This is a genomic window from Kibdelosporangium persicum (genome assembly GCF_013280595.1).
In the GTDB taxonomy this organism is placed as follows: Bacteria; Actinomycetota; Actinomycetes; order Mycobacteriales; family Pseudonocardiaceae; genus Kibdelosporangium; species Kibdelosporangium persicum.
The window spans coordinates 136645-157968 of sequence record NZ_JAAATY010000012.1 but is presented as its reverse complement, the minus strand read 5'-3'; the positions used below and the strand labels follow the sequence as shown (position 1 = coordinate 157968).

21 protein-coding genes are annotated in these 21324 nt (G+C 69.0%); 11 read left to right on the top strand and 10 right to left on the bottom strand.

The genetic code is table 11. The features are described 5' to 3' along the window. Positions 1–236 precede the first annotated feature (236 nt). Entirely contained in the window at positions 237–692 is a 456-nt protein-coding gene (locus tag GC106_RS22415; RefSeq protein ID WP_246366571.1) for a DUF6292 family protein, read from the top strand. Between the two features lie 153 nt (positions 693–845). On the opposite strand, the gene GC106_RS22410 is transcribed toward GC106_RS22415, so the two are convergent. Then, positions 846–1229: a winged helix-turn-helix transcriptional regulator gene (locus tag GC106_RS22410; RefSeq protein ID WP_173134004.1), complete on the bottom strand. Its 384-nt coding sequence runs from the start codon at positions 1227–1229 to the stop codon at positions 846–848. 95 nt (positions 1230–1324) lie between these two features. On the opposite strand from GC106_RS22410, the gene GC106_RS22405 reads away from it, so the two are divergent. Further along, positions 1325–1714 (top strand): RidA family protein, encoded by a 390-nt coding sequence (locus tag GC106_RS22405; RefSeq protein ID WP_173134002.1) that lies wholly within the window; start codon positions 1325–1327, stop codon positions 1712–1714. Here the strand turns inward: GC106_RS22405 and GC106_RS22400 are convergent. Genes GC106_RS22400 through mobA form a run of 6 tightly spaced genes read right to left on the bottom strand, consistent with a single transcriptional unit; the run spans position 1711 to position 12244 of the window. Further along, positions 1711–3621, bottom strand: coding sequence for a molybdopterin biosynthesis protein (locus tag GC106_RS22400; RefSeq protein ID WP_173134000.1), 1911 nt, complete (start codon positions 3619–3621; stop codon positions 1711–1713). The genes GC106_RS22405 and GC106_RS22400 overlap by 4 nt on opposite strands. Then, positions 3618–4838, bottom strand: coding sequence for a molybdenum cofactor synthesis domain-containing protein (locus GC106_RS22395; protein WP_173133998.1), 1221 nt, complete (start codon positions 4836–4838; stop codon positions 3618–3620). The genes GC106_RS22400 and GC106_RS22395 overlap by 4 nt, the downstream gene beginning before the upstream one ends. Then, complete coding sequence (locus tag GC106_RS22390) at positions 4835–6565, bottom strand: NAD(P)H-dependent oxidoreductase subunit E (protein WP_173133996.1); 1731 nt, start codon at positions 6563–6565, stop codon at positions 4835–4837. Before GC106_RS22390 ends, GC106_RS22395 begins: the two co-directional genes overlap by 4 nt. Continuing rightward, the gene (fdhF, locus tag GC106_RS22385) at positions 6562–9504 is read right to left on the bottom strand and encodes a formate dehydrogenase subunit alpha (RefSeq protein ID WP_173133994.1); all 2943 of its coding nucleotides are present in this window, start codon (positions 9502–9504) and stop codon (positions 6562–6564) included. The genes GC106_RS22390 and fdhF overlap by 4 nt, the downstream gene beginning before the upstream one ends. 51 nt (positions 9505–9555) lie before the next feature. After that, positions 9556–11358 (bottom strand): aldehyde ferredoxin oxidoreductase family protein, encoded by a 1803-nt coding sequence (locus GC106_RS22380; RefSeq protein ID WP_173133992.1) that lies wholly within the window; start codon positions 11356–11358, stop codon positions 9556–9558. 37 nt (positions 11359–11395) lie between these two features. After that, positions 11396–12244 carry a molybdenum cofactor guanylyltransferase gene (mobA, locus tag GC106_RS22375; protein ID WP_217280826.1) on the bottom strand — a complete coding sequence of 283 codons (849 nt, stop codon included), beginning with the start codon at positions 12242–12244 and terminating at the stop codon, positions 11396–11398. A gap of 19 nt (positions 12245–12263) precedes the next feature. Between mobA and GC106_RS22370 the strand changes: the two genes are divergently transcribed. Next, the gene (locus tag GC106_RS22370) at positions 12264–12566 is read left to right on the top strand and encodes a hypothetical protein (protein WP_173133990.1); all 303 of its coding nucleotides are present in this window, start codon (positions 12264–12266) and stop codon (positions 12564–12566) included. Positions 12567–12643: 77 nt separating this feature from the next. Continuing rightward, entirely contained in the window at positions 12644–13060 is a 417-nt protein-coding gene (locus GC106_RS22365; RefSeq protein ID WP_173133987.1) for a VOC family protein, read from the top strand. Between the two features lie 100 nt (positions 13061–13160). Here GC106_RS22365 and GC106_RS22360 read toward each other — a convergent pair whose 3' ends face one another. After that, entirely contained in the window at positions 13161–13703 is a 543-nt protein-coding gene (locus GC106_RS22360) for a GNAT family N-acetyltransferase (protein WP_173133984.1), read from the bottom strand. Positions 13704–13772: 69 nt separating this feature from the next. Between GC106_RS22360 and GC106_RS22355 the strand changes: the two genes are divergently transcribed. From GC106_RS22355 to GC106_RS22335, 5 genes are all read left to right on the top strand, one after another. Beyond that, positions 13773–14165 carry a hypothetical protein gene (locus tag GC106_RS22355; protein WP_173133981.1) on the top strand — a complete coding sequence of 131 codons (393 nt, stop codon included), beginning with the start codon at positions 13773–13775 and terminating at the stop codon, positions 14163–14165. 79 nt (positions 14166–14244) lie between these two features. Then, positions 14245–14928 (top strand): DUF6766 family protein, encoded by a 684-nt coding sequence (locus GC106_RS22350; RefSeq protein ID WP_173133978.1) that lies wholly within the window; start codon positions 14245–14247, stop codon positions 14926–14928. A 130-nt stretch (positions 14929–15058) separates the two neighbouring features. After that, on the top strand, positions 15059–16072 hold the full coding sequence (locus GC106_RS22345) for an SDR family oxidoreductase (RefSeq protein ID WP_312872786.1): 1014 nt from the start codon (positions 15059–15061) through the stop codon (positions 16070–16072). A 3-nt stretch (positions 16073–16075) separates the two neighbouring features. Further along, positions 16076–17044, top strand: coding sequence for a DNA topoisomerase IB (locus GC106_RS22340; protein ID WP_173133975.1), 969 nt, complete (start codon positions 16076–16078; stop codon positions 17042–17044). 54 nt (positions 17045–17098) lie between these two features. After that, the gene (locus GC106_RS22335) at positions 17099–17428 is read left to right on the top strand and encodes a plasmid stabilization protein (RefSeq protein WP_173133972.1); all 330 of its coding nucleotides are present in this window, start codon (positions 17099–17101) and stop codon (positions 17426–17428) included. A gap of 76 nt (positions 17429–17504) precedes the next feature. On the opposite strand, the gene GC106_RS22330 is transcribed toward GC106_RS22335, so the two are convergent. After that, positions 17505–17891: a DUF5997 family protein gene (locus GC106_RS22330; RefSeq protein ID WP_173133969.1), complete on the bottom strand. Its 387-nt coding sequence runs from the start codon at positions 17889–17891 to the stop codon at positions 17505–17507. Between the two features lie 57 nt (positions 17892–17948). Between GC106_RS22330 and GC106_RS22325 the strand changes: the two genes are divergently transcribed. Further along, on the top strand, positions 17949–18656 hold the full coding sequence (locus GC106_RS22325; protein WP_173133966.1) for a LysR family substrate-binding domain-containing protein: 708 nt from the start codon (positions 17949–17951) through the stop codon (positions 18654–18656). Between the two features lie 217 nt (positions 18657–18873). Beyond that, complete coding sequence (locus tag GC106_RS22320) at positions 18874–20166, top strand: ferredoxin reductase family protein (RefSeq protein ID WP_312872785.1); 1293 nt, start codon at positions 18874–18876, stop codon at positions 20164–20166. Between the two features lie 61 nt (positions 20167–20227). Here GC106_RS22320 and GC106_RS22315 read toward each other — a convergent pair whose 3' ends face one another. After that, positions 20228–21136 (bottom strand): hypothetical protein, encoded by a 909-nt coding sequence (locus GC106_RS22315; RefSeq protein ID WP_312872784.1) that lies wholly within the window; start codon positions 21134–21136, stop codon positions 20228–20230. Positions 21137–21324: the final 188 nt, after the last annotated feature.

Genomic DNA, 21324 nt, shown 5'->3' with positions numbered 1-21324 from the left:
CGACTCGTGGACCGGTCGGACGCGTTGTCCGGCGGCAGGATCGGTAGGCACGGGCGCCGCCGACTCGCGCACAGAACCTACTCGCAGGCACCACTCGTAGGCACTGTCCGCCTTCTGGGCCGCTGTGGCCATAGAGCTGCCATGGCTGACCATCCCCTGGCGGACAACGCCGATGGACCCATCAAACGGGCAGCCGAACCGCCTGACACCCGGGCGGACGGCGACGAACGAAACGGATGACTTTGACGAACAGTGTGCTCCCCGGCCGAGCGCGGGCGTCCGACTGGCTGGACGAGGACAGCACCTGGGAACTGAGCCTCGGGCTGGCGGGCTACTTGCGGGCCGTCGCCAAGCGGATCGGGGTGCCGGCGGAAGGCACCACCTTCGAGATCAGCGACACGGCCACGGCGTATCTGGCGCTGACGCGGCGCTCACCCGCGTGGCCCGCCCGGGACCTGATGCTGGTGTGGAGCGAACGAACCGGATGGATCGTCTCGGTGGAGACCGAACCGCATGAGGCGCCGGTGGTGATCGCCTGCTTCGGCGGCACCGACCCGCTGCCCGCGCCGGATGCCGTCGCGCGTTTCGTCGCCGAAGCGCTCACCGGCGACGGTGCGGCGGTGGCGCGGGTCACCACGCGTATCGACACCAATCGCGTCCGCCTGGCGAAAGACCTGGCCCACTACATCTGAACTTCGGCGCAGCGGGTCGGATTGTCCGGTTTCTGCCTCGTTGGGCGGTTCAAGCACGGCTTCGGCCGGGTCGTCGACGGTGTCAAGACGGATGCCGGTACCGGGGACGGCCGACGCGGGGATTCGGTCCCGCGGCTGCCGGCGCCAGGACCCCTAACGGGCGTCGAAGCGGCTGCGGGACGTCTCGATGTGCGTGAAGTACCGGTGGGTCCAGTCGCACATCCAGTCCACCGTCTTGCGCAGTGCCAGGCCCGCCTCGGTGAGGGTGTAGTCGACCCGGGGCGGCACCGTCGGGTGCACGGTCCGCTCGACCAGGCCGTTGCGCTCCAGCATCCGCAGGTTCTGGGTGAGCATCTTGTGACTGATCCCCTCGACCTCCTGCCGCAACTCGGTGAACCGCCGGGTGTCGTCGCCCAGCGCCTCGATGATCAGCAACGCCCACTTGTTGGCGACGTCCGAGAAGACCTCCCGGGCCAACGAGTCCGCGCGCCGCAGGTCCGTTTCGTCGAATGTGCCGTTGAGCTGGTTGGTCACCATCGGGTTCCCCAGTCACGAAAAAGTGCGTTCTTCCATGTCGACGCACACTCTCCTACGGTTCCCCAGTAACCACAAGAGACCTGAGGAGAAAGCCCATGGCCGTCACCCTGCTGAATCCCGCCGGACTGCCGGAGATCGACGCGTACCGGCAGGTGTCGATCGCGACCGGATCGAAGCTCGTCTTCATCGCCGGGCAGGTCGCCTGGGACGCCGGGAACGACCTCGCCGCGCAGGTCGAGCAGTGCTACCTCAACGTCGGCCGGGCACTGGCGGGCGCCGGTGCCACGTTCGCCGACGTGGCGAAAATGACCGTCTACGTCGTCGACTGGACTCCGGACAAGATGCCCCTGTTCCTGGAAGGGGTCGCTCGGGCGGCCGCCAAGCTGGGGAGCACCCCGGTACCGCCCGGCACGCTGATCGGCGTCGCGGCACTGGACGTCCCCGAGCACCTGGTCGAGGTCGAAGCCGTCGCCGTGCTCGACTAGCGAATCCGCTGGCCCGTCTCCGCGCAGGAATACCCGCCCAGCGCTTCGACCTGGGCACGGAAATCCGGGCTGGCGAGCAGATCCCAAAGCGGCGCGAGCAGGTCACCGGACAGGTCGTCAGCACGCAGCACCAAGTCGTACGGTTCCTGCGCCACCGGAACGAAGTCCAGGTTGAAAGCACGGGCCGCGGCGAGAATGCCCATGCCTGTGTCGGCACGCCCCGCTGACACCGCGGCGGCGACGGCAAGGTGCGTGTGCTCCTCACGCGAGTAGCCAGGGATGGTCGACGGGTCGATCTCGCGGCGGCTGAGTTCGTAGTCCAGCAGTGCACGCGTCCCGGCGCCGCGCTGACGGTTGACGTAACGCAGACCTGGCCGGGTCAGGTCGTCAATGCCCTTGAGCCCCAACGGGTTTCCGGGAGCCACGAGCAGACCCTGGTCGCGGTGGACCAGCCGGATGACGGCGATGCCGGACCCGTCGAGCAGCCTGTCCACATAGGGCAGGGTGTACTCGCCCGTCGCCGGGTCGAGCAGATGCGAACCGGCGATGTGGCACAGGCCGTCGCGCAGCGCCACCAGGCCGCCGAGCGAGCCGACGTTCGAGGACGCGAGCGTGATCAACGGGTCGGCGGCGCGCAACGCCGACGCGGCCAGGTCCAGGACGAGGTCGTGCGAGCCGATCGCCACGATCGTCCGGTTGATCTCGCTGAGGCCCCGCAGGAGTTCCACGCGCACCTCGGAACCGGCGTGGTGGCCCTCGACTCCGGCGGGCACCACGAGCAGCCCGTCGGCCCGCACCAGTGAGGTGAGCACGCCCGCGCCGCGGGGCAGCGGGGTGGCGACGACCTGATTCTGGACGCGGCCGAGCCGGACCCGGACCCAGTCGTCCATGCCGAAGACGGACGGCAGTTTCCGGGCCAGCCGAGCCGTGGCTGACGGCCGTTCGCGCGGCGCTGCGCCCTCGAGTTCGGCCAGCAGCGGCGCGGCGAAGATGTCGAACGTGAGCGCGGCCGAAACCGGATAACCCGGCACGCCCAGAACAGGCGTCGCCGGGTTGCCCTTGGCCACACCCAGCACGACCGGATGCCCCGGTCGCACCGCGACTCCGTGCACCGCGACAGATCCGGCGCTGGCGACCACCCGAGCTGTGTAGTCGTCACGGCCCGCGCTGGAGCCCGCGATCACCATGACCAGGTCGGCTTCCTCAGCGGCAGCCCGGAGCGCGGTGGTGATCGCCTCCGGATCGTCCACGACGATGTCAGTGACCCTCGCCTCGCATCCGGCTTCACGCGCCTGCGCGGCCAGCATCAGCGAGTTGGTGTCCAGGATCTCGCCAGGCCGCAGCTCCGCCCCGATCGGCCGGATCTCGTCGCCGGTCGGCACGATCACGACAATCGGCGCACGCCGGACCACCAGTTCGGTGACCCCGGCGGCGGCGCAGGCGGCGACGTCGACCGGCCGCAGCCGATGCCCTTCCGGCAGCAGCAACTCCGCCGCGCTGATGTCCTCGCCGATCGACCGGACGTGCTGGTACGGCGGCACGGCCGCGCGCAGTTCGGCGCCTTCGGGCGTCCGGTGTACGTGCTCGCGCATGACGACGGCGTCATACCCGGGCGGCAAGGGATCGCCGGTGTCGACGACCTCGAAATCCGTCACCACCACGGGGGTCGTCTCGGTCGCGCCCACGGTGCCGGACGCCCGGACCGCGATGCCGTCCATGGCCGACGAGTCGAACGCGGGGGAGGAGCGCCGAGCCCACACCGGCTCCGCCGTCACCCGGCCGACAGCCTCGCCGACGGACACGCGGACGGTCTCCACCCGCGCCGGACAGCCCGCGGCGGCGCGTGCTTCCCGCCAGGCGGCGTGCGCCTGGGCCGCGGGGACGTCGGAGACGAAGGGGCTGTTCATGAGTACAGGGTGACATCGACCTCGACACCGGCGTCCAGCCCCGTCGCCGGTTCGGGGATGACCACGTATCCGTCCGCGCGGGTGAGCACCGACAGCAGCGCGGACGGGCCGAACAGCGGCTCGGCCACGCCGTCGACGACCTTGACCTGGATGACGTCGAGCCGTCCCGCGGCGGACGCGAGATCGCGCGACAGCCGGGCACGGACGTTCGGCCGCGCGGGCGGCTTGTCACAACCGCCGATCCGCCACAGCAACTGAATGCCGATCTGTCCGAACACGACCAACGCGGACAACGGGTTGCCCGGCAGGCCGATCACCGGCACGGCACCGCATTCGGCCAACAGCGTCGGTTTGCCCGGTTTGATGGCCAGGCCGTGGCACCACACCGACCCGACCGCGGCCACCGCGCCCGCGGTCTCGTCCCGCGCCCCGACCGACGATCCCGCGGAGACGACGACCAGGTCGGACTCCGGCAGGACCTCGGCCAGCCTGTCCTTCAGCGCGCCGGGCTCGTCCGGCACGATGCCCGCGACGACAGGATCGCCGCCTGCCTCGATCACCAGCCCGGCCAGCGCGGACGCGGTGGCGTCACGGACCTGGCCCGCGGCGAGCTCGGCCGTTCCGGGCGGCACGACCTCGTCGCCGGTGGAGATGATCGTCACCCGGGGCCGGGCGTGCACAGGCACCGAAACCACTCCGGCCGCGGCGAGCAGACCGAGGTCAGGTGCTCGCAGGGGCCGCCCGCCGGGAACCAGAGCGGCTCCGGCGGCGACGTCGTCGTCCGCGCGGACGATGCCGCCTCCGGGCGCCACCGGCCGTGTGACCTCGATCGTGCCGGGCATGGTCTCGGCGGTGTACTCGACCATCACGACGGCGTCGGCACCGTCCGGGATGACGCCGCCGGTGGGCATGGCGACACACCCGCCGGGTCTGACCGGCACGGCCGGCGCGGCGCCCATCCGGACCGCTCCGAGCAGATCCAGATACGACGGCAGTCCTTCCGACGCGCCGTACGTGTCGGCCGCCCTGACCGCATAGCCATCCACAGTGGACCGTGGGAAGCCGGGCAGGGCCTGCGGCGAAAGGATGTCGGCGGCGGGCACGCGGTGCAACGCCGCCGGCAATGCGACCTCTTCGACCGGGGTGCGGTGAGCTGGACGGAACCCCGCCAGTGCCTCGGCGACCGTGCGGGTGGTGAAGAACTCGCGTCCGCTCAACGGTTCGGCTGTTCCTTCGATCCCTCCGGCTTGGGCTGCGGCCGTGCCGCCGCCCCGCCCTTGTCCAGCCCGAGCACGGACACCACCGGGCCGAGCGCCACCTGGCCGAGACCGCAGATGGAGGTCTTGCGCATGGCCTCCTCCAGTTGCAGGATCTTCCCGCGCTGCGCGTCGTCCAGAGTGGACCCCGAGTCCAGCACACCGGTCAGCAACGTGTGCGCCTTCGTCGAGCCGACCCGGCACGGTACGCACTTGCCGCACGACTCGTTGCGGAAGAACCGCAACACGTTCGTCGACGCGGCCAGCAGATCAGTGCCCTCGGCCAGCACGACCACCGCGCCCGACCCGAGCATCGTGCCCGCCTTGGCCAGCGTGCCGAAGTCCAGCCGCAGATCGAGCTGGTCTGGCCCGATGAAGTTGGACGACGCACCACCAGGCTGCACCGCGCCCACGGCGGCACCGTCCAGCACACCACCCGCGGTGTCGATCAGTTCCCGGACCGTCGTGCCCATCGGCACGCAGTACACGCCGGGGTCGCGCACGTGCCCGGAGACGGCGAAGAACTTCCAGCCGACGGACTCGCCGACGCCCTGTTCTTTCCACCACTCGGCGCCACGCCGCAGGATGATCGGCACGTCGGCGAACGTCTCCACCGAGTTGATCAGCGTCGGGCGGCCGTGCAGGCCGTAGTTGCCGGGGAACGGCGGCTTGTTGCGTGGCTCGCCGCGGTGCCCCTCCATGCACTCCAGCAGTGCGGTCTCCTCGCCGAGGATGTAGCCGCCGGGAGAGACGAAGATGTCCAGTTGCAGCCGCCGTCCGCTGCCGCACGCGTCCGGGCCGATCACGCCCGCCTCCCGCAACGCGGCGATCTCCTCGCGCAGGACGTGTTCCTCCGGGCCGTACTCGTGCCGGATGAAGACCCAGCCCTCCTCGGCGCCGACCACGGCCATGCCGAGCAGCAGCCCTTCCAGCACCAGGTGCGGCTGGTCGGCGAGGATCTGCCGGTCCTTGAACGTACCCGGTTCGGACTCGTCGGCGTTGCAGATGGCGTACTTCACCGTGCCCGGCTGGGCCGCCGCGACCAGGCTCCACTTCTGCCCGGTCGGGAAGCCCGCGCCGCCCATGCCGCGCAGGCCGGAGTCCTTCAGCGTGGCCACAATGGACTCCGCGCTGATCTCCCCGGCCAGGAACGCCCGCAGCGACTTGTACCGGTCCGCGACGCCCGATCCGGCCGGATACGGGTCGTTCGGCCACGGCTCGGCACGCCGGGACGCCGAGGCGTGCCCGACGCCGTCGCCGCGCGCCGCCGTCACCAGGTTGTCCACTTCGGACACCGGTGCCGGGTGCTCGTTCACCGCCGCGGCGGGCGCCACGTCGCACCGGCCGAGGCACGAGACCTCGACCAGCTCGACGTCGGTGTCCTCGCCGTACTTCGCCTTGATCTCGGCGATCCGGTCGTCGCCGGAGCGCAGCCAGCACGACAGGTCGTGGCAGACGCTCAGCTGGACCTTCTTCGGCGGCGTGGTGCGGAAGTGCGGGTAGAACGAGATCAGGCCCTCGATCTCGTAGCGCGGCCTGCGCGCCTCACGGGCCAGCTCCTCCAGCTCCTCGCGCGGCAGCCAGCCCAGCCGGGCCTGGATCGCGTTCAGCGCCGGGATCAGCGACGGCCCGGGGAACTTGCCGGCCCGCGCCTCGACACCGGGAACCCGTTCTGGACTCAGGGTCATTCCGCGACTCCCACCGCTTCGATCGGCTCCGAGTGAGCCGCGCCCAACGCTTCCACCTGCACAGCGCAGAACTTGAACTCCGGGATCTTGCCGTACGGGTCGATCTCGTCGATGGTCAGCAGGTTGGCCGCTGCCTCCCGGAAGTGGAACGGGATGAAGCAGTTGCCCAGCTGTTCCCGGTGCGAGATCCGGACCTGCAGCTCGATCTCACCGCGCCGCGAGCGCACCCGCACCCGCTCACCGTGCGCCAGACCACGGTCGGCCGCGTCCTTCGGGTGCATGTACACCTCGGGGATCGGCGAGATCGTGTCCAGCGCGAACGACCGCCGCGTCATCGACCCGGTGTGCCAGTGCTCCAGCAAACGCCCGGTGTTGAGCACCAACGGGTACTCCGCGTCCGGGAGTTCCTTGGCGGGCAGCCACTGCGCGGGCACGAGGTGCGCCAGGCCGTCGTCGGTGTTGAACCGCTCGTCGAACAGCACGACGGTGCCGTCGGAGTGCTCCGGGTCGTCGTTGGGGTAGAGCTTGCCGGACAGCCCGAGGTTGTCGTGCCGGAGGTTCTTGTACGACGGCATCAGCGCGACCATCTCGTCGAAGATCTCGCTGGGGGACGAGTAGTCCCAGTCCAGGCCGACGCGCCGGGCGATGTCCTGGACGATCTCCCAGTCCACCCGGGCCTGGCCCGGCGGGTCCATCACCTTGCGGCCGAGCTGCACCCGCCGGTCGGTGTTGGTGTAGCTGCCCTCCTTCTCCAGGTAGGAGGAGGCGGGCAGGATCACGTCGGCGAACTCGGCCGTCTCGGTCAGGAAGATGTCCTGCACGACCAGGAAGTCCAGCGCCGACAGGGCCTTGCGGACCTTGTTGATGTTCGGGTCGGACAGGAACGGGTTCTCGCCGAGCATGTACATGCCGCGCACGCCGCCCGGCTTGAGCACGGAGCCGATGATCTCGGTGACGGTCATGCCGCGGTTGGGGTCGAGCCGCGTGCCCCACGCCTCCTCGAACCGCCGGCGCGTCGCGTCCCGGTCCACGCCCTGGTAGTCCGGGTAGAACATCGGGATCAGGCCCGCGTCGGACGCGCCCTGCACGTTGTTCTGGCCGCGCAACGGGTGCAGGCCGGTGCCGGGACGGCCGACGTTGCCGGTGATCGAGCACAACGCGATCAGGCAGCGGGCGTTGTCGGTTCCGGTGGTGTGCTGGGAAATACCCATGCCCCAGTAGATGACGCCGGCACCGGCCTCGCCCCACTCCCTGGCGACCGTGCGGATCAGATCGGCGTCCACGCCGGTGATCTGCGCGGCCCGCTCCGGCGGGTAGTCCGCGACCGTGCGCGCCAGCTCGTCGTAGTTCGACACGCGCTCACGGATGAAGTCACGGTCGATCAGGCCGAGCCGGATCACCTCGTGCATGATCGCGTTGTAGAACGCCACGTCCGTGCCCGGCTTGACCTGGCAGTGGTAGTCGGCGTGCTCGGCCACCGTGCTGGCGCGCGGGTCGACGTAGACGATCTTCGTGCCGCGCCTGCGGGCCTGCTTGAAGAACGAGCTCGCGACCGGGTGGTTGGCGGTCGGGTTGGACCCGGTGATGATCACGATGTCGGCGTTGGCGACATCGCCGTAGGTCGTGGACACCGCGCCAGAGCCGACGCCCTCGAACAGCGCCGCGACCGACGACGCGTGGCACAGCCGTGTGCAGTGGTCGACGTTGTTGGTGCCGAACCCGGCCCTGATCAGCTTCTGGAAGAGGTACGCCTCCTCGTTGGAGCACTTCGCCGAGCCGAACCCGGCGATCGCCCCCGGGCCCTGGGCCGCGTGGATCTCCTTGAGCCGCCGGGCGACCAGGTCGAGCGCCTCTTCCCAGGTGGCCTCGCGGAAGTGCGGCATGACCTCGTCGTAGTCGACCAGTCCGCCGGGCTTGCGCCTGCCGTCCCGGCCCTTCTTGCCGCCGCTGCGTTCGCCGCCGTTGCCCGAGCGACCTCGGTCGTTGTGCGAGTCGCCGCGGACATCCGCCGACAGTGGGCCCTTCGGGTACGAGGACTCCTTGCGGATCAACGGAACCGTGAGCCGCTGCGGCGAAGCCGCGTAGTCCCAGCCGTACCGGCCCTTGACGCACAACCGGCTCTTGGAGCCCGGCTGGTCACGGCCTTCGGCGAACGAGATCGCGCCGCGCTCGCGGTCCACGTAGTACGTCAGCGCGCAGCCGACGCCGCAGTACGGGCAGACGCTGTCGACCGCGTCCAACTGCTCGCGCGGCTGGATCGGGATCAGGTTGATCGGCTTGTTGGTCAGCGCGCCGGTCGGGCAGGCCTGCACGCACTCGCCGCACGTCACGCAGGAGCTCTGGCCCATCGGGTCGTTGAAGTCGAACGAGATCGTGGTCGAGTAGCCCTTGCCGGACCGGCCGATCACGTCGTTGCCCTGGATGTCGTCACAGGCCCGGACGCAGCGGTCGCAGAGGATGCACGCGTCGTGGTTGACGTTGATGACCGGGTTGGAGGTGTCGATGCCACGGCCGGAGCCGCACGGCAGGTCCGTGGTCTCCTTCGCCACGTCGAACCGGTCGGCCAGGTCGAGCAGCAGGTTGTCACCGGTCGTGGTCTGCTTCGGGTCCTCGGCGCGGCCGGGCTGGTCGGACAGCAGCAGCTCGGTGAGCGTCGCGCGGTTGCGTTCCAGCTCAGGCGTGGTGGTCTTGACCTCCATGCCGTCGTCGCACGGACGCACGCACGCGGCCGCGAACACGCGTCCGCCGGTGTCGACGACACACATCCGGCACACGCCGACGGGGTCGTAGCGTTCGTTATGGCAGAGGACCGGGATGTCCACGCCGACCTGCTTGGCCGCGTCGTAGATGCTGGTCCCTTCGGGCACGGTCACTGTCTGGCCGTCGATGGTCGCCGTCACGGTGCGCACGGCGGTATCTGGCTCTTCGACTGCCGTCATCACGGACCTCCGTCGCTGGAGCGTATGCCGCATACAACATACGCCATACAATCATGCTTCGAGGAGTAAGTCGGGGAGATCGGTCGTGATCACGCGTCCTGCCTCGTCGAATCCCCGCGCAACGTAATAACTCGTGATCATGGAACGCAACCGGTCGGCGGTCAGCGTGGCGGTCCGGCCGGACGCCAGCTCCAGCGGCGTCGTGAGCATCCGCGCCGGCAGCGTGTCGTCCGCGGCCGTGGCGCCTTCCCGCAGGTTGAAGGCCCGTTTCGCCCGGACGATCCGCTGCGCCGCCCGGCGCAGCTCGCCGTCGTCCATGTCCCAGCCGGTCACCAGCGAGAGCAGCCGGGCCCACTCGGTGAACGGGTCCTCGAAGACTCCGCGGAGGAACTTGCACAAGATCATCGAGTCCATCACCGCGGCGCGGTCCTCGGTGCCGATCGCGGCGGCCACGTGGGCGGCGCCACCGGCGAACCGGTTGACGTCGCCGGACAGGTCGGCCTCGTAGGCGCCCGAGCGGTTGTGGTCGGCACCGCGGGCGTTCACCGCCAGGCCCAAGGCCATGGACTGCAGGCTCCTGGGCTCGTACCCCGGCAGCTCCAGGCCCTTGACCTGCGGCGCGAAGTCGATCGAGCCGTGCCCGACGATCCCGGCGGCCGCCCGGGAGCCCTGGGCGAGCAGTTCGCCGAGGCCGGGGGAGCGGTCGCCGATCGCGTCGAGCGCCCGCAGCAGGGCGGTCCCGTCACCGAATCTGAGCCACGGCTCGTCGATCAGGCCACGCTCGACGCACTCCATCGCCCACGCGATCGTCCCCCCTGCGGAAATGGTGTCGAGACCGAGCTCGTCGCACCGGGCGCTCGCGGCGAAGACGTCGTCCGGGTCGGACACCCCGCACAACGGTCCCAGCGCGAAGACGTTCTCGTACTCCATCCGCTGGCTGCCGCCGCCCTTGCGGGAGTAGATGTGCTCACAGCCGATCGAGCACGACGCACAGCTGTTGCGGGCGACCCCGCGCATCTCGTGCAGCTCCTCGGCGGCCAGCTTCGGCGCGCCCTCGAAGGTCGCGGCCGTGAAGTTGCGGGTCGGCAGCGTGCTGACCGCGTTGAACGCCAGCAGGTTCGCCAACGTGCCCAGCTCGCGGTACTTCGCCGTGGCCGGGCCGAAACTCCGCTTGCGCAGGTCCTTCGCGGCGGCGAGGACCCCGGCCTGGTCGGCCACGGACACCTTGGTCCCCGACCGGACGAGCACCGCCTTGATGTTCTTGGCGCCCAGCACCGCGCCGAGGCCACCGCGCCCGGCGTGCCGCCCGTCGTGACTGATCGTCGCGTACCGGACCTGACGTTCCCCGGCGGGGCCGATCGCCGCCGTGCGCCAGCCACGGCCGAACCGTTCCCGCGCCTGGGTCTCCGCCTCGGACGCGGGCAGTCCGGCCAATTCCGGCGCTGGTTCGAGCCGTACCCCGGCAGCGTCGATCAGCAGCACGGACAGCTGCGTGGCGCGGCCGCGGATCACGATCGCGTCGTGCCCGGTCAGCTTGCCCGCGATGGCGAACTGGCTGGACGCGAGCGCGTCGGTGAGCAGCCCGGTCAGCGGGGACTTCGCCACCACCGCGAACTTCGCGCTCGTGGTCAGCGGCGTGCCGACCAACGAGGAGAACACGAACGCCAGCGGTGCCTCCGGCGCGAGGGGATCGACCCGCGGCGGGGCCAGCCGGTGCATCAGCCACGTACCCAGGCCGACACCGCCGAGGTACGCCCGCAGCACCCGCTCGTCCAGCTCGAAGGGCATGCCCGTCGCGGTCTCACCGTCGACGTCGACGATCAGAGCTCGTGCGAAGAAACCACCCGGCGCCATGTGCAGACTGTATGCCTCCACACTGGCGAAATGCTCGTCAGCCGCCCGCGTCCGCTGAGAGGAACGCCACGGAATCGCCTGTCACGAGCGGCAGTTTCGCATCGCGGTAAACCTGGTCGCCGTTCACCGCGGCGACGACATGCCGATCCAGCGTCAGCCCGACCGCGTCAGCGGCCGCGCCCAATGTGGCCGCTTCGATCTCCGTCGGCCGGTGCCCGTCTTTGCCTGCCAGCGCACCGAACCGCTCGACCACGACCGTGGGCGGCCTGCGGCCGAGGGCAGTCGCGTAGTCCTCGGGCGTGTTGACGTTGACCACCGACTCCAGTTCGGGGTCGAAGCGCTTGAGCGCGCTGTCGTCGAGCAGTTGGGCGTCGTCGAACTGCACGACTTCGCAGTGCTTGAACAGCATGCCCGGCCGCAGATCGCCTTCGCCGATCAACGTGGTGATCAGCCCGGCCAGCGAGGTCCGGTATCCGGCCGCCAACGGCTGCCGGAACCCGCGCGCGAACGGCAGCAGCATGTCGGCTTTGGTGTCGTCCATCCCTCGCAGCACCCGCCGGACGAACGCGGGGTGCAGGAACGGCATGTCCGTCGAGCACACGAAGGCGATCTCGGCCCGGTCGGCCACCGCCGCCAGACCGGCGGCCACCCCTTGCATCGGCCCAAGTCCTTCGACCGGGTCCTGGACGACCGCGACCCCGTCGGGCAGGCCGGGCAGCGTCTGCCCGGGGGCCGCGACGACCACGACGGGACCGTCGACCGCCCGGCCCAACAGGGCGCTGGTCCGGTACAGGAACGTGGAACCGTGCCATGCCAAGCCGGCTTTCGGCCGTCCCATCCTGCTGGAACGGCCGCCCGCGAGGACGACACCCGCTGCAGTCTGCACGTCGCGGATGATAGGTCAGGTGGCCGGTTCCGCCGGCATCGAGCGCGCTGTCCGCTGCGGAGGCCTCACCGTTGCGGTTGCCGAGCTTCCGCTGCATCCGCACGGCACGTTCGCACTCGGTCAGTGCCTTGGTGCAGTCACCGTGGCGGATACGGGTCCTGCGGAGTTCATTGTGGACAGTCGATTGCCCGCGTTCGTCCGCGTTGACCTCGAAGTGCTTGAGCCGTTCGGACAGGGTGAGCGCCTTGGCCGGATGGATCTTCGCGGCGTCGTGGTCCATCAGCCGTCCGAGCGTGCCACGGCTCCGTCAGCCGGGCCGTGACGGCCCGTCGGATTGCCGGGATTGTGTCCGCTGTTCCTTTCGCGTGAGAGGTCCGGTTGGTGCGATAAAGTGCTGGAATGAAACCCGTCGCTGTCGTCGTTTCGTTGCCGGTCACTGATGTGGAACGGTCATCGCGCTTCTACCGTGATGGTCTGGGATTGGAAACGTCTGATGTCGAAGAGGGCGCTGTCGCGTTCGAGTTGCCGAATCTGTCGCTGTTCCTGATCGAGCACTCCCAGTACAAGACGTACACGGATCGTGCCGGGATTCGGGCGGACGATCTTCCCGTCGCGGGTGCCTGCGTCATCTCGTGTGCGATGAGCAGCAAGGGAGAGCTTGATGACGTTCTCGCGCGTGCCAAGGCGGCAGGAGGATCGGTTCCCCGGCCCGCCGATGACCACGACGAGGGGTACATGGGTTACTTCAGTGACCCCGACGGACACCTGTGGGAACTGGTGTTCAGCACTCGCACCGAAGCGGCCGGGGCGTCATAAGCCATCGCTACAGGGTTTCTTTCGCCGACGCTGAAGGGGGAACGGTATTCGTGCGTCCCCTCCGTGATTCCGATCCGGGAAGGCGCCTGCCGAGCTGTGGTCAGCCTGACCACTCCTCGGCGAGCATCGCGTAGACCGCCAGATCGACCCGTTTGCCCTTGAGCATCTCGCTCTGCAGGAAGTACGCCTCCCGGCGCATGCCCAGCCGTTCCATCAGCCGCTGGGACGAGTGGTTCTCGCCGTTGCACAGGCCGACCACGCGGTGGAAGTGAAAGGTCTCGAAGGCCAGTCGCAGCACCTCGCGGCCGGCCTCGGTGGCGTAGCCGCGGCCGCCGTGGCCGGGGTGCATCACGAACCCGATTTCGGCGCGGCCCAGTTCGGCACTGAGCCACTCCAGGTTGAAGTCGCCGATGAGCGTGCCTGAGGCACGCAGTTCGACCGCGATCGCGAGATTGTCGCCCTCAGCCGTCAGGCTGGTCTGCTTGATCCGTTTCGCCAGGGCGGCTTGGGTCTCCTCGCGGGTGTGGGCGTCCCACAACAGGTATCGGGCGACTTCGGGGCGCCTGTGAATGTCGTGCAGGTCGTCGAGGTCGGTCTCGGTGAACGGCCGCAGGACGAGGCGTTCGGTGGTTACCGGGAGCATCGAGGCCCACTGTAGCGGTTGTCCAATACCGACACGGTTAAGTGACGGTCATCGGGGGTATTGAATCTCGTGCGAAAGTTTCCGGTGTGCGTTGTCGCCGCTGTGCTCGCCGTGGGTGGATGCGGAGGATCGTCGGGCACTGCTCCCGCGTCGGACGCGGCCGGCAAGTTCGTGACCGCGCTCGCGGTCAACGACTCCGTCACGGCCTGTTCTTTGCTGGCGCCACAAGCTGTTCGGCGGATCGTCGTGCTCCGTCCCGAAGGGTGCCCGCAGGCGCTGCCGACGCTGGGCCTGCCGACCGACCGCCCGGACGCCGTCGAGGTGTGGAGTGACACCGCGCAGATCAGGACCAAGGGCGACACGTTGTTCCTGCGCGAGTTCCCCGAAGGGTGGCGCATCGTCGGCGCGGGCTGCGTGCCGCACGGCGAGGAGCCCTACGAGTGCAAAGTAGACGGAACATGAAGGCGCGCGGCATTCTCCTGGCGTATCTCGTCCTCGTCTTCGGGGGGCTGCTCTACATGATCCTCATCGGTTTGACGTCATGAACCGCGCGCTGCGGTACGTCCGCCACAATGGATTGAGCCTCTGCTTCGGGTTGTTGCTGCTCGGCGCGCTGGTCGGCCAGGCCTTCGCCGGGTGGGCGGACCACAACGACCGGCTGATCGCCGAGCGCGGAGCGCCCATCGATCTCGTGCGGTACGTGACTTCTTCGGACTTCGCGGTCGATGTCGCGGAGAACTGGCAGTCCGAGTATCTGCAGTTCTTCCTGTACATCCTGCTCACGGTCTGGCTGATCCAGCTTGGTTCGCCGGAATCCAAGCATCCGCCGGACATCGGCGTGGAATCGGACAAGCAGCAACTCGTCGGCCGGTACGCCACCAAGGACTCGCCACTGTGGGCACGCGTGGGCGGGTGGCGAACGGCAGTGTTCTCCCGGTCGCTCGGCCTGATGATGCTGGTCCTGTTCCTGTTGTCGTGGTTCGCCCAGTCCGTCTCCGGCATGAGCGCCTACAACGCCGAACAGCTCGGCAATCTGCAGGACCCGGTCGGGTACGTCGAGTACGTGTTCTCAGCGGACTTCTGGAACCGCACGCTGCAGAACTGGCAGTCGGAGTTCCTCGCGATCGGCTCGATGGCCGTGTTCAGCGTCTACCTGCGGCAGCGCGGTTCGCCCGAGTCGAAACCGGTGGGCGCGCCGCACGCGAGGACCGAGCAGTCCGGCTGACCTCAGCTCACCATGACCCGCCGTGACGCCGTTTTCGGCAACGGGCCACGGTGGGACAGCGGCGGTATGAGCGGTCGGCGCCTGGGTATTTGGTTACCGAAGCGAGCGGAACGAGGAGCGGGGTGGGATCGTGTCGAAGGTCGTGGTGATCACCGGAGCGAGCGGCGGTGTCGGCCGGGCGACCGCACGCGAGTTCGCCCGGCGGGGTGCCCGGATAGCGCTGGTCGCCCGTGGCCAGTCCGGTTTGGACAGCGCGGCCGCCGACGTCCGTGCCGCCGGTGGTGAGGCGATGGCCGTCCCGGCCGACGTGGCGGACCACGAGGCGGTCGAGGACGCCGCGCGGCGCGTCGAAGAGCGGTTCGGGCCGATCGACGTCTGGGTGAACGATGCGTTCTCCGGGGTGTTCGCCCCGGTCACCGAAATCGAGCCGGAGGAGTTCCGGCGCGTGATGGAGGTCAGCTACCTGGGCTACGTCTACGGCACCAAGGCCGCGTTGAAGCGGATGAAGCCGCGGGACTCCGGTGTCATCGTCCAGGTCGGATCGGCGTTGGCGTACCGCGGCATCCCGTTGCAGTCCGCGTACTGCGCGGCCAAGCACGCCATCCAGGGCTTCCACGAGTCGTTGCGGTGCGAGCTCCTGCACGAGAAGTCCGGTGTACGGGTCACGATGGTGCAGTTGCCCGCCGTGAACACTCCGCAGTTCAAGTGGGTGCTGTCCCGGTTGCCCCGACGAGCCCAGCCGGTGCCCCCGATCTACCAGCCGGAAGTCGCCGCACGGGCGATCGTCCACGCGGCCGGTCATCCCCGGCGCCGGGAACGCTGGGTCGGCATGTCCACCGTCGCGACGTTGCTGGGGGACAAGATCATGCCGGGATTGCTGGATCACTACCTGGCGCGCAGCGGATACGCCTCGCAACAGACTGGCGCCCCACAGGATCCACGGCAGCCCGTCAACCTGTGGCGGCCTGCTGACGACCGGTCCGGAACCGATCAGGGCGCTCACGGCGACTTCGACGACATGGCGCATTCCGGCAGCCCGCAGCAATGGGCCAGCCGGCACAAAGGCGTGCTGACGGGCGGTGCGTTGGTCGCGGCGGCCGCCGGCGTGGCGGGTGTCGTCCGGAAGACCGGCCGGCGTCGGTGAGACATGCGGCTGAGGAGAAGTGACCCGAACGGGCCGGGACTGACCCGCCGACGGCGCGGCAAGGGCTGGCAGTACATCGACGAGAACGGCGCGCCTGCCTGCCAGGAGGCGTGTGAACGCGCCACTGGGCTGGTCATCCCGCCTGCGTGGCGCGACGTGTGGATCTGCCCGTATCCGAACGGCCACATCCAAGCGGTCGGTATCGACGACGCGGGCCGTCGTCAGTACCTCTACCACGAGCAATGGCGGCGGGAGCGCGACGAGGAGAAGCACGAGCGCGTACTGGAACTGGTCGAGCGCCTGCCGAAGTTCCGGCAAGCGATCGAGAACGACCTCACGGGGCGCGGCCTGACGTGTACGAGGGTGCATGCGGGCGCGTTGCGGTTGTTGGACCGCGGCGTGTTCCGTACCGGCAACGAGCAGTACTCGGACGACAGTCGCGGAGTCGCCACCCTGCTGCGCGACGATGTCACGATCGTCCAGGGCGAACTGCTGTTCTGTTATACGGCAAAGGGTGGCATCGAACGCCGGTTGCGGATGAAGGATTCCTTGCTGGTCAAGTTGATCAGGTCCTTGCGCCGGGCGTCGGCGGACACCGACAGGCTGCTGGTGTTCCGGGACGGACGCCGGTGGCGCGAAGTGCACGCGGACTCCGTCAACGCCCGGTTCAAGGAACTGACCGGCGACGAGTTCACCGCGAAGGACCTGCGGACGTGGAACGCGACGGTGGTCGCCGCGGTGGCCTTCGCCGAAGTGCACGACCCGCCGAGGTCCAGGACCGCCGCGAAGAAGGTGGAAGCGGCGGTGATGGACCGGGTGGCCGAACAACTCGGCAACACCAGGGCGGTGGCCCGCCGTTCCTATGTGGACCCGCGGGTCGTGTCCGCCTACACCGAGGGCAGAACCATCGACCTGACCAAGGCCGACAGCCGTGAGGACATCGAGCTGGCGGTGCTCGACCTGCTGACATAGACGTCGGCCGAACGGGTACTCCCAGGTTACGCAGTGCTCACGTGGAGGGTGAACATGCCGCAGTCATGGAGCGACAAGCGCGAACGTCAGTACGAGCACATCAAGTCGTCGAGCAAGAAGCGCGGCGCGAGTGACAAACGGGCCAAGGAGATCGCCGCCCGTACGGTGAACAAGAACCGTGCCCAGTCCGGCGAGTCCACAGAGGCCAGCAAGTCCTCGACGAACGACATGTCGCCGCAGCGCCGTGGCGGAAAGCGGTCCGGCAACCGGCAGGGCCCGGGCGGCCCGACGCGGGACCAGCTCTACAACGAGGCCAAGAAGCGCAACATCAAAGGCCGTTCATCGATGACGAAGAAGGAACTGGAGCAGGCACTCGGCCGATGACCGGCGGGAACCGCGCGGAGTGACCCGCCTCCAGGCGTGGCGGGCAGGCCGGTGCCCCCGCGGATGAGCCGCGTTGTCACTTCTGGGACGACTCCGCCTTTTTGTCCTTCAACCGTGCCGTTTCCTTGCGGAACTCGGCCTGAATGGCCCGCTCCTGCTCAAGCCAGTCGGGATTGTCCGCCTTCAGCGCGTCGATCTGCTGCGTGGTGAGGGCTTCGGTGATGCCCGCGCGGGTGAGGCCGCCGATGGAGATGCCCAGCTTCGCCGCGATGACCGGACGCGGGTGCGGGCCGTTGCGCCGCAGGTCACGCAGCCACTCGGGCGGATCGGCCTGCAGGGCGTTGAGCTCGTCGCGGGAGACGACGCCCTGCTGGAAGTCCGCGGGGGTGGCCTCGAGGTAAACGCCCAGCTTCTTGGCCGCCGTGGCGGGCTTCATGGTCTGGGGTGTCTTGCGCGACGTCATGCGGCAAGGGTAACCAGCCGGTGCGGCACGGCCGATGACGCCCGGTAATCTGACCAGGTGACTGCTTCGTTCCGGCTCGGATACGTCCCAGGCGCCACGCCGGCGAAGTGGGCGCGGATCTGGGCCGAACGGCAGCCCGGCGTTCCGCTGCACCTGCGGAGCGTGTCCGCCGCCGAGGCCGCCGGTCACGTCCGTGACGGCGAGGTCGACGCCGTGCTGCTGAGGCTGCCCACCGACCGGACGGGCCTGCACGCGATCCCGCTCTACACCGAGACCACTGTGGTCGTCGTGCCGAAGGACCACGTCATCGCGGCGGCCGACGAGGTGTCCTCCGAGGACCTCGCCGGGGAGGTCGTGCTGCATCCTCTCGACGACACGCTGGACTGGACGCAACCGCCTGGGCGACCGGCTCACGAACGGCCCGCCAGTACGGCGGACGCCATCGAGCTGGTGGCCGCGGGTGTCGGACTGCTCGTGGTGCCGCAGTCCTTGGCGCGTCTGCACCACCGCCGGGACCTGACGTACCGGCCCGTCACGGACGCGCCGCAGTCACGTGTCGCGCTGTCGTGGCGGGAGGATGAGACGACCGATCTGATGGAGGAGTTCATCGGGATCGTCCGCGGTCGTACGGTCAACAGCACTCGTGGTCGTCAACAACCACAGTCACAGCCGAAGCAGCAGCCGAAGCGGGGCAAGCCGGCGGCCGTCAAGGGCGCTGCTCGTCGCGGCGCCGCCAAGGGAAGCCGGCGTGGGCGCCGTTCGTAGCATTCGCTCATGTGTTCGATTCGCCCGTCGTGGCGGTGGGAATATGTATCGCTGGCCGCCTGCCTTCCGGTGATCCACTGTGGATCAGTAACGATCGGAGATGTCCGGGAGCCGGTGCCGGGGGAGCGGGACATACTTGTGCACCCCCGAGGTGGCGTTGAGAGGTAGAACGACAGTGGCGACGAGTGCACAGGTGCGGCGGCGCGCGTTATCGCCAGTGAGTCAGGCACGGCTGGCACTGTGGGCGTTTGTCGTGGTCAACGTGGTGATCGTGGAGGTTCTGTTCTTCACGGCCGGTACCGGCAAGAACGACATCCTCACGGTGGCGAAGTTCTTCGGTCTGCACGCGGCGCTGTTGCTGATGTTCCAGTTGCTGCTGGTGGCTCGGCTGCCCTGGCTGGACCGGCGGATCGGGATGGACCGGCTGACGGTGTGGCACCGCTGGGTTGGGTTCACGATGTTCTGGACTGTGCTCACCCATGCGACGCTCGTTGTGCTCGGCTACGCGACGCTGGACAACGCCTCGATGGGGAAGACTTTCCTCGCGCTGGCCGGTGTGACCGCCTCGTTGCTGGGCATGCTCGCGGCGGCCATCGTCGTTCTGACCGCCGTCGTCTCGATCCGTTACGTCCGGCGGAAGCTGAGGTATGAGGTCTGGCACGGACTGCACCTGCTGCTGTGGCTGGCGTTGGGCTTGGCCTTCGTGCACCAACTGCTCGAAACCACGACGTTCAGGTCGTCCACGTTCGCGATGATCTACTGGTGGGTGTTGTGGCTGTTCGCTTTCGGCTCGTTGGTCACCGGCCGCATCGTCATGCCGGTCTGGCGCAACGCCCACCACCAGTTCCGGGTGGCCGCGGTCGTGCCGGAGGCGCACAACGTGGTCTCGGTGCACGTCACCGGCCGCCACCTGGACCGTCTGCCCGCCAGGGCGGGCCAGTTCTGCGTCTGGCGGTTCCCCGGTCACCGGAGCTTCTGGCTGGCCAACCCGTTCTCCCTGTCGGCCGCGCCCGACGGCCGGTCGTTGCGGCTGACGGCCAAGGCAGTCGGCAGCGGCAGCGCGGGCCTGCGGCAGTTGCCGGTCGGGACGCGCGTGTTCATGGAAGGGCCGTACGGCGCGTTCACCGCACAGCACCGGACACGGCACGGAATGCTGCTCATCGCGGGCGGCGTGGGCATCACGCCGATCCGCGCGCTGTTGGAAGAGGACCCCACCGGCAACGTCGTTGTGCTGTACCGGGTTCGCGACGAGAGCGAAGCCGTGCTCCTGCGTGAGATACAGCAACTGGTCGCGGTCCGTCGCGGACGACTGCACTTGCTGACCGGCCGCACCAGCCAAGGCGCACGGCCATTCGAGCCGGACTCACTGCGTTTCCTGGTCCCGGACATCACCGAACGCGACGTGTATATCTGCGGCCCGCCCGTGATGACCGCGGCCGTCGAGGACTCGCTGCGCAAACTCGGTGTGCCCAACGGCCAGGTGCACGCCGAGAAGTTCAGCCTGGCCTGACTTCGCTGCCAAGCACGAGGGCGGGCGGGCCGGTGGCCTGCCCGCCCTCGCTGGTTCCGGATCAGCCGAAGAAGATCGAGGCGACGGTGTCGTCGAAGCCGACGTCGGCGAGGTCGCGCACATCACCGGTGATCACCTTGGCCGTGCCCTTGCACTCCTTCTCGCTCCACAGCTTCACCGACCCGCCACCGGTAACGATCGAGGACGTCACGTCCGGCCGTGCGAGGTCCTGGCAGCCCGGGCCCGCCACGCCCTGGGAAGCGCCGCTGTCGCTGAAGTCGGCGTCGTCGAAGAGGATCGCGCTCTGCGCTTTCGGGGCCGCCGATCCGTTGTCCGCGGGCGGCGGAGTCGTGCCGCCACCGGCCTTGCCACCGTCCGGGCGAACGGCGAACCACGTGCCGCCCACGCCCTGACCGAGGACGTCACCCGGCTTCTTGTCCTTGGCGAACCGGTACACCGGCCAACCGTCCACAGTGACCTGTAGCCTGCCGTCGGCCCGCTTGACCACGCCGACCGCGGACTTCTTCACCCCGGACACGAAGATCCTGCCCTTGGCCGCCAAGGTCAACGGCGGCCAGGTGACCGCGCAGTCACCGTCGCAAGTGGACTTCGGGGGCTTGTTGGAGTCCTTGTCGAACCGGTAAAGCGTCAGCCCGGCGCCGTTGACCAGGACCGTACCGAGCTCGCCTGCCCTGGTGGCGCGCAGTTCCACCCACCGTTCCGCCACGTCCTTGGCCGCGGTGTCCGGGGTGCCGTCGCCGCCCTTGGCCCAGTCACCGGTGCCGGGCGTGGCGTTGTTCACCTTGGCCGTGCCCGAGGTCAGTCGCAGACCGTCCGGGCCTGCCGTCTCCTCGCCGGTGACGACACTGGCGGACGGCACGGGGGCGCCGGAAACCTCTCCGCCGCAGGCGGACAACAAGGCGACGCCCGCCGTCATCAGGGCAGCGAAGGACACAACATGCTTACGCATCATGGGTTTGGCTCCAAATGTTCGACACGGTTGGCGGGTGGTCCGTTGGCCCTGCCACCCGCTCGGGCCTACACACGGAAATCGGCCCGGATCGGTTTTATGAACTTCGCGTGACCTGAGTCACAGGCCTGCCGTGGAGCGTCGAATGCGGACGGGCGCTGTCCCGTTGTCGGTGTCCCGCCCGTAGT

Bases quoted from the DNA above. Each gene is read 5' to 3' on its own strand.
- GC106_RS22365 (WP_173133987.1), top strand. From the start codon at position 12,644: ATGAAACCCGTCGCTGTCGTCGTTTCGTTGCCGGTCACTGATGTGGAA.
- GC106_RS22340 (WP_173133975.1), top strand. From the start codon at position 16,076: ATGCGGCTGAGGAGAAGTGACCCGAACGGGCCGGGACTGACCCGCCGA.
- GC106_RS22400 (WP_173134000.1), bottom strand. From the start codon at position 3,621: ATGAACAGCCCCTTCGTCTCCGACGTCCCCGCGGCCCAGGCGCACGCC.
- GC106_RS22360 (WP_173133984.1), bottom strand. From the start codon at position 13,703: ATGCTCCCGGTAACCACCGAACGCCTCGTCCTGCGGCCGTTCACCGAG.
- GC106_RS22350 (WP_173133978.1), top strand. From the start codon at position 14,245: ATGAACCGCGCGCTGCGGTACGTCCGCCACAATGGATTGAGCCTCTGC.
- fdhF (WP_173133994.1), bottom strand. From the start codon at position 9,504: ATGACGGCAGTCGAAGAGCCAGATACCGCCGTGCGCACCGTGACGGCG.
- GC106_RS22315 (WP_312872784.1), bottom strand. From the start codon at position 21,136: ATGCGTAAGCATGTTGTGTCCTTCGCTGCCCTGATGACGGCGGGCGTC.
- GC106_RS22335 (WP_173133972.1), top strand. From the start codon at position 17,099: ATGCCGCAGTCATGGAGCGACAAGCGCGAACGTCAGTACGAGCACATC.
- GC106_RS22410 (WP_173134004.1), bottom strand. From the start codon at position 1,229: ATGGTGACCAACCAGCTCAACGGCACATTCGACGAAACGGACCTGCGG.
- GC106_RS22415 (WP_246366571.1), top strand. From the start codon at position 237: ATGACTTTGACGAACAGTGTGCTCCCCGGCCGAGCGCGGGCGTCCGAC.
- GC106_RS22405 (WP_173134002.1), top strand. From the start codon at position 1,325: ATGGCCGTCACCCTGCTGAATCCCGCCGGACTGCCGGAGATCGACGCG.
- GC106_RS22330 (WP_173133969.1), bottom strand. From the start codon at position 17,891: ATGACGTCGCGCAAGACACCCCAGACCATGAAGCCCGCCACGGCGGCC.
- GC106_RS22390 (WP_173133996.1), bottom strand. From the start codon at position 6,565: ATGACCCTGAGTCCAGAACGGGTTCCCGGTGTCGAGGCGCGGGCCGGC.
- GC106_RS22380 (WP_173133992.1), bottom strand. From the start codon at position 11,358: ATGGCGCCGGGTGGTTTCTTCGCACGAGCTCTGATCGTCGACGTCGAC.